8 protein-coding genes are annotated in these 6,112 nt (G+C 62.5%); 5 read left to right on the forward strand and 3 right to left on the reverse strand.

The annotated features are described in order from the left end of the window. Positions 1–10: 10 nt before the first annotated feature. The 3 genes from J2X35_RS17990 (at position 11) to J2X35_RS18000 (ending at position 1,646) form a co-directional block, all read left to right on the forward strand. The gene (locus J2X35_RS17990; RefSeq protein WP_310188743.1) at positions 11–436 is read left to right on the forward strand and encodes a secondary thiamine-phosphate synthase enzyme YjbQ; all 426 of its coding nucleotides are present in this window, start codon (positions 11–13) and stop codon (positions 434–436) included. Positions 437–602: 166 nt separating this feature from the next. Beyond that, positions 603–1,223 (forward strand): PadR family transcriptional regulator, encoded by a 621-nt coding sequence (locus tag J2X35_RS17995; protein ID WP_310188656.1) that lies wholly within the window; start codon positions 603–605, stop codon positions 1,221–1,223. A 132-nt stretch (positions 1,224–1,355) separates the two neighbouring features. After that, on the forward strand, positions 1,356–1,646 hold the full coding sequence (locus tag J2X35_RS18000; protein WP_310188659.1) for an HlyU family transcriptional regulator: 291 nt from the start codon (positions 1,356–1,358) through the stop codon (positions 1,644–1,646). Here the strand turns inward: J2X35_RS18000 and J2X35_RS18005 are convergent. Then, on the reverse strand, positions 1,643–2,275 hold the full coding sequence (locus tag J2X35_RS18005) for a helix-turn-helix domain-containing protein (RefSeq protein ID WP_310188661.1): 633 nt from the start codon (positions 2,273–2,275) through the stop codon (positions 1,643–1,645). The genes J2X35_RS18000 and J2X35_RS18005 overlap by 4 nt on opposite strands. Before the next feature lie 68 nt (positions 2,276–2,343). On the opposite strand from J2X35_RS18005, the gene J2X35_RS18010 reads away from it, so the two are divergent. Then, a complete protein-coding gene (locus J2X35_RS18010) occupies positions 2,344–2,769 on the forward strand; it encodes a VOC family protein (protein ID WP_310188663.1) in 426 nt (141 codons plus the stop codon). Positions 2,770–2,880: 111 nt separating this feature from the next. After that, a complete protein-coding gene (locus J2X35_RS18015; protein ID WP_310188745.1) occupies positions 2,881–3,747 on the forward strand; it encodes an NAD(P)-dependent oxidoreductase in 867 nt (288 codons plus the stop codon). 22 nt (positions 3,748–3,769) lie between these two features. On the opposite strand, the gene J2X35_RS18020 is transcribed toward J2X35_RS18015, so the two are convergent. After that, positions 3,770–4,294, reverse strand: coding sequence for a TIGR00645 family protein (locus tag J2X35_RS18020; RefSeq protein ID WP_056110781.1), 525 nt, complete (start codon positions 4,292–4,294; stop codon positions 3,770–3,772). 136 nt (positions 4,295–4,430) lie between these two features. After that, a partial coding sequence (locus tag J2X35_RS18025) for an OmpA family protein (protein ID WP_310188665.1) occupies positions 4,431–6,112 on the reverse strand: 1,682 nt, incomplete at its 5' end.

The following is a 6,112-nucleotide window of genomic DNA, read 5'->3' on the forward strand; positions in this document are numbered from 1 at the left end:
GGGCAGGGATCTGGCCGGCCGGCAGACCGTTCTGACGCTCGCCACACGCGGCGCCGGGCTCTATGAGTTCACCGAGCAGGCGGCAGCGTTCGTGCGCCAGAGCGGCGAAGAAACGGGCCTGTTGACGGTCTTCGTGCGTCACACTTCCTGTTCGCTGCTCATCCAGGAGAATGCCGACCCGGACGTCCGCCGCGACCTGGATGCGTTCTTCGCCCGTTTGGTGCCCTCGGCGGACGATCCGTCGATGGATTATCTGGTCCATCGCGACGAGGGTCCGGACGATATGCCGGCCCACATCAAGGCTGCGCTTACCGCCGTATCCATTTCCATCCCTGTGATGGCGGGCCGGCTGACGCTTGGCACCTGGCAGGGCATCTACCTGTTCGAGCACCGCGAACGGCCGCACCGGCGCGAAATCGTCCTCCACCTGAGCTGATCACCTGGTTTTCCTTCGAAGGGCAACCACACTCGGCACCACGATACATCGTAAGATATATCTTGACACCGATGGCCGATGCTCCTAATTGAGATATATCGTAAGACATATCACAGGAGTTTTCATGTTTGGACACAGACACACTTTTCGTAGCGAGCATTCTTTCATGGCCGGCCGCTTCGGCGGGCGCGGCGGTTTCGGCCCATTCGGCGGCCATGGCCCTGGCGGGCGCGGCGGCCGCGGCGGCCCCGCCGACATGCTGCGCGCCGGCCGGATGCTTGCCGATGGCGATCTCAAGCTGATCACGCTTGCATTGCTTTCAGAAGCGCCGCGCCACGGCTACGACATCATCAAGGCGTTGGAAGAGCGCACCAGCGGCATTTATACGCCGAGCCCCGGCGTGGTCTATCCGACGCTGACCTTCCTCGAAGAGGCAGGCTATGCCGTGTCGGCGACCGAGGGCGCCAAGAAGGTGTTTTCCATCACCGAGGATGGTGAGGCGCACCTGGCCGAGAATCGTGAATTGGTGGACCGCGTGCTGGAACAGCTCGAGCGCTTCGGCCGCAAGATGGCCAAGGCACGCGAATGGTTCGGCTGGGACGATGACAGCCAGGGCGGACGCCACGGCCATGGCAAAGCCCATCCCGACCTGCGGGCGGTGCGGCACAAGTTGCGCGCGGCCTTGGCCGAAATACTCGACGGACCGGCGGAAAAGCACCAGCAGGCGATCGATATCCTGCAGGACACGGTCGATGCGCTGCAGGCGCTGTCGAAGCGGCAAGACTAGCTCCGCTTGGAGCAACGGCATGCCGGGCCATGGATTCGGTTGTGGCCAGCCGCCCCTTGCTCCATCGCCTTAGGCCCGATACTGACAGTCGTTCGGCGGTGGGATCGCCAACGATTGTCAGGGAGGTCTTCCATGTCGTTCCTAAAGCGTCTTTTCGGCGGCGGCGGTTCTTCGGAAGCACCGGCGGAAGCCGCTTCGGTCAAGCAGGTCGAGCACAAGGGCTTCCTGATCCGCGCCACGCCCTACAAGACCGATGGCCAATATCAGACCTGCGGAACCGTCTCGAAAGAAATCGGCGGTGAAACGAAGGAACACAAGTTCATTCGCGCCGACCGTTTCGCCAATGTAGACGATGCGGCGGACGTGGCGATCCGCAAGGGCATCCAGATGGTGAACGAGCAGGGCGACAGGATTTTCGGCTAGGCCCTGATCCTTGGTTGTTGCGACGAAGGCCGGTTGTTTTCAAACAGACCGTCGATCAGCGCCGCCAGAACTGCGCGGCAGTCCCGCGGCGATTCTCCCGCGTCGATGGCAAGCGCTGCGCGGTCGAAGGCCGCCGCCAGCAATGATGTGAGCGCGTCCGCCGGCAGCTTGCGCATCGTGCCCGACCGCATCGCCGCCACCAGACCCTCGCGCAGGGTGCGGTTCCCATGCCGTTTGTCGATCTCGTCCATGCCGGCGCGGCCGAGAACTGCGGGTCCATCGAGCAGCAGCAGGCGGGTGCGACCGGGTGCCCGCATGGCGTCGAGATAGGCGTCCGATCCGGCCAGCAGCGCGTCGCGCGGAGACTGCGCGTCAGGCGGCGTGGCTCGCTCGATCTCGGCGGCCACCGCTTCGGCTTCCTGTTCCGCGACCGCCCAAAACAGCGCCTGCTTGTCCTTGAAGTGATGATAGAGCGCGCCGCGCGTGACGCCGGCCCGCGCCACGATTTCCGGCGTTCCGGTCTCGGCATAGGATTTTTCCGTAAAAAGCTGCCGGGCTGCGGCAATCAGATCGGCGCGGGTCGCATCCGTCCGGTCGCGGTTCGAGCGGCGTTCGCTTTTCTGTTGCATACATACAGCCTGTATGTTAAATCCATTTACATGCAGACTGTATGTTAATTGCAAGGAGTTGCAAAGCCATGAAAACAACCAGTTACTATCCGGTGTTGATGACCGGCGATGTCGCCGCGACGACTGCGTTTTATGTCGATCATTTCCGTTTCGCGCCGCTGTTCGAAAGCGACTGGTACGTGCATCTGCAGTCCACCGAGGACAAGCGGGTCAATCTCGGCATCGTGCAGGGCGATCACGAGACGATCCCGGAAGCCGGACGGGGCAGGGCCGGCGGCCTGCTGATCAATTTCGAGGTTAAGGATGTCGACGCCGTCTATGAGCGCGTGGTCGATGCCGGCCTGCCGGTGTTGCGCAGCCTGCGGGACGAGGCGTTCGGCCAGCGCCATTTCATCACCAGCGACCCGAACGGCGTGCTGATCGACGTCATCAAGCCGATCCCGCCGAGCGCGGAGTTCCTCGCGCAGTTCGCGCCGGAAGCGGTCGGCAGATAACACCCGTCTGCCGGCGTCTTTGCGATGCGATCGACGGGTCCGTTGAGGCGCGGGCTTGCCATCGACAAAGCGGCAGGCAAGGATCGTTCCGGCAAATCCAGGGAGGTCTTCATGTCGCTCAAGGGCAAGACGCTTTTCATCTCGGGCGGCTCGCGCGGCATCGGCCTTGCCATCGCGCTCAGGGCGGCGAGGGACGGCGCCAATGTCACCATCGCGGCCAAGACCGCCGAGCCGCACCCGAAGCTGCCGGGCACGATCTACACGGCGGCGCAGGAGATCGAGGCCGCCGGCGGCAAGGCGCTGCCGGTGCTGTGCGATATCCGCGAGGAAAGCCAGGTCGGCGAGGCGGTTGCCAAGACCATCGCCGCTTTTGGCGGCATTGACATCTGCGTCAACAATGCTTCCGCCATCCAGCTCACGGGCACGCTGGAAACGGATATGAAGCGCTACGACCTGATGCACCAGATCAACACGCGCGGCACCTTCCTCGTCTCCAAAATGTGCATTCCGCATCTGAAGTTAGCCGCAAACCCTCACATTCTGAATCTGGCGCCGCCGCTCGACATGAAAGCCAAGTGGTTCAAGAACCACGTTGCCTACACGATGGCGAAGTTCGGCATGTCGATGTGCACGCTGGGGATGAGCGCCGAGTTCGCGCGCGACGGGATCGCAGTCAATTCGCTATGGCCGCTGACGGCGATCGATACGGCCGCAGTGCGCAATCTGCTCGGCGGCAACACGGTGGCGGCGATGAGCCGATCGCCGGAGATCATGGCCGACGCCGCCCATGCGATCCTCAACCGTCCATCGCGCGAGGCGACCGGCAATTTCTACATCGACGAGGAAGTTCTGAAGGCCGAGGGCGTGACCGATTTCTCGCACTATGCGCCGGGCGCCAAGGGCGCACTGGCCGGTGATTTCTTCGTACCGGACGAGGCTTTCCAGCGCAGCGACACCGAGGTCACAGGCTTGTTCTGAAGGGAGGACCCTCTGAACGGCATCACAAATCCGGGCCGCCTGCCTTCTTTTCGGATTTTCCCATCACCATGATCCGGTCGATATAGGCGAGCAACAGCGCCGAAACCACGAATGCCAGATGCATGATAGTCAGCCACATCAACTGGCCTTCCGTATAGCTGGCGTGATTGAGGAATATCTGCAGCAGGTGGATCGACGATATCGCCACGATGGTGGAGGCGACTTTCACCTTGAGCGAGCCGACATCGATCGTTCCCAGCCAATGCACCTTGTCTTCATTGTCGAAACGGCTGACGAAGTTTTCGTATCCGGAGATGATGACCATCACCACCAGCGAAGCGACCAGCGCGGCGTCGATAAGGCCGAGAATCTTGAGGATCGTCTCGGTGTCTTCCAGCACGAAGACCGTCGAGGTGAACTCCAGCAGTTTCTTGGCGAAGGAAACCGCGTAGACGGCGAGCGCCAAGGCGAGCCCGACATAGAAGACCACCAGCAGCCAGCGCGAGGCGAGAATCACAGATTCGACGGCAAGTTCGAGGCGTTTCATTCAAGGCTCCTTCTTCGTCCCGGTTTTGCGGCAGGCGGGATTTCTTGGCAAGAGCCGTCAGGCGCATGAGGACATCACAGCACGCAAAAGCCCGGCCGGGAGAACCGGCCGGGCTTCGTTTTTCGTGAACGCGGCGCTACTGCGCGCTGGCTACGGGAGCAACCAGAGGCGTGATGCGGCGGATGGCGACGCGCCTGTTTTCACGTTCGGGGCCCGAGGAATCCACTTTTAGGTAGCTTTCGCCATAACCCTGGGTGGTCAGGTTTTCCGGCGGGATTTCGAACGAGTTGGTCAGTGCCGAAGCGACTGCCTCCGCGCGTTCGTCCGAAAGAGCCAGATTGGCGTTGTCGGAGCCGACAGCATCGGTATGGCCTTCGATGAGGAAGGTTTCAGCCGGGTTCTTCTCCAACAATTTCTGCATGGCGTCTGCCACACCCTGCAGTTTTTCCACCTCGCTGTCCGGTATCGATGCCGATCCGAACTCGAAGTTCAGCGTGTCCAGATCGATCCGACGTGCAATGTCACGGACACGAGCCGAGCGCTTCACTTCATCGACGGAATAAAGGCGTGTGACCTTCTCCACCGGAGGCTGTTCGAGGAACTCGTAGTAGTCCGCCGGTTCCTCAACCGATTCCGAATCGAGAATGTACTCTGCGCGCGGGATGCTCAAGCGCAACGGAGGCAGGTCCTCGCCCGGATCACGCCATTCGCGAACGTTGTCGTAGTAGCTTTCATCGACGTAGTTGAGCACATATTCGCGCCCGCTATCGTCAATGCGCGAACGGCGGATGATGTCGCCATTCGCATTGCGGATGGTTATCACCTTGACGCCATTGGGGCGTTCGATGATCTCGCGGGTACGGCCACGCGGAAGATCCTCGTAATAGACGTCTCGCGCGCCTCTGGTCATGCGCGGCCGCTCATTGCTTTCAACGATCGTCTGATTGTTGAACTGGATGATCAGCCGGTCGCCGATTTCCTTGACGACATCGGCGCCGCGCGGACGTTCGCGATCGCGAATGTCACGGGGACGTTCACGCCGCTCGCCCTTTTCCTCCGTCACCGGAACGATCTTTTCCGGCTGGATGGCTTCCTGCGCGGCTTTGTCATCGGTTGGCGGCGGACCCTGTTCGACAGGTGCTGCAGGCTGTTGCGCCTGGTCTGCCGGCGCGGGCGTCTGGCCACCCTGTTCGCCTGCCTGGCCGCCCTTGCCGCGCTCGCCTTTTCCGCGACGCTCCTTCTGGCTGTCGAGGAGGGGAGGAGCGTTCGGGTCCTGAGCCGGAGCTTGCCCCTGGACGCCGCCATCGGCGGGCTGCTGACCCTGCGCGGGCTGTTCGCCCTGTGCAGGCTGCTGACTTGGTGCGGGCTGTTCCGCCGGTTGTTGACCCTCGGCGGGTTTTTCGGCCGGCTTTAGCAGGTCAGGCTGCGCGGCAGGCTTTTCGCCAGCGGGCGCCGCGTTTTCAGGTTTGGGTGCGCCTTCCTGCAATGTCTGGCCGGGCGCTGGCTGCTCAGGCTTGGCCTCGGGTTTGGGCGCGGCTTCTTCGGCAGCAGCCGGCTTCTCGGCAGGCTTGGGCGCCGCTTCAGGGGCGGGCACAGGCTTTTCAGCCGGTTCGACCTGTTCCTTTTTCTGGCGCAGCAACTTGCGCGGCTGCTCCTGCTCCTGGGCGGGCGCGGCTTCCTTCGGCGCCTCAGGCTGAACTTCTTCCTGCTGCTGACGACGCTGCTTGCGCGGCTGCTCCTGCTCCTGGGCGGGCGCGGCTTCCTTCGGCGCCTCAGGCTGAACTTCTTCCTGCTGCTGACGACGCTGCTTGCGCGGCT

Source organism: Mesorhizobium sp. BE184, from assembly GCF_031457045.1.
In the GTDB taxonomy this organism is placed as follows: domain Bacteria; phylum Pseudomonadota; class Alphaproteobacteria; order Rhizobiales; family Rhizobiaceae; genus Mesorhizobium.

Coding starts and splice junctions, on each gene's coding strand:
- J2X35_RS17995 (WP_310188656.1), top strand. CDS start 603: ATGGCCGGCCGCTTCGGCGGGCGCGGCGGTTTCGGCCCATTCGGCGGC.
- J2X35_RS18000 (WP_310188659.1), top strand. CDS start 1,356: ATGTCGTTCCTAAAGCGTCTTTTCGGCGGCGGCGGTTCTTCGGAAGCA.
- J2X35_RS18005 (WP_310188661.1), bottom strand. CDS start 2,275: ATGCAACAGAAAAGCGAACGCCGCTCGAACCGCGACCGGACGGATGCG.
- J2X35_RS18010 (WP_310188663.1), top strand. CDS start 2,344: ATGAAAACAACCAGTTACTATCCGGTGTTGATGACCGGCGATGTCGCC.
- J2X35_RS18015 (WP_310188745.1), top strand. CDS start 2,881: ATGTCGCTCAAGGGCAAGACGCTTTTCATCTCGGGCGGCTCGCGCGGC.
- J2X35_RS18020 (WP_056110781.1), bottom strand. CDS start 4,294: ATGAAACGCCTCGAACTTGCCGTCGAATCTGTGATTCTCGCCTCGCGC.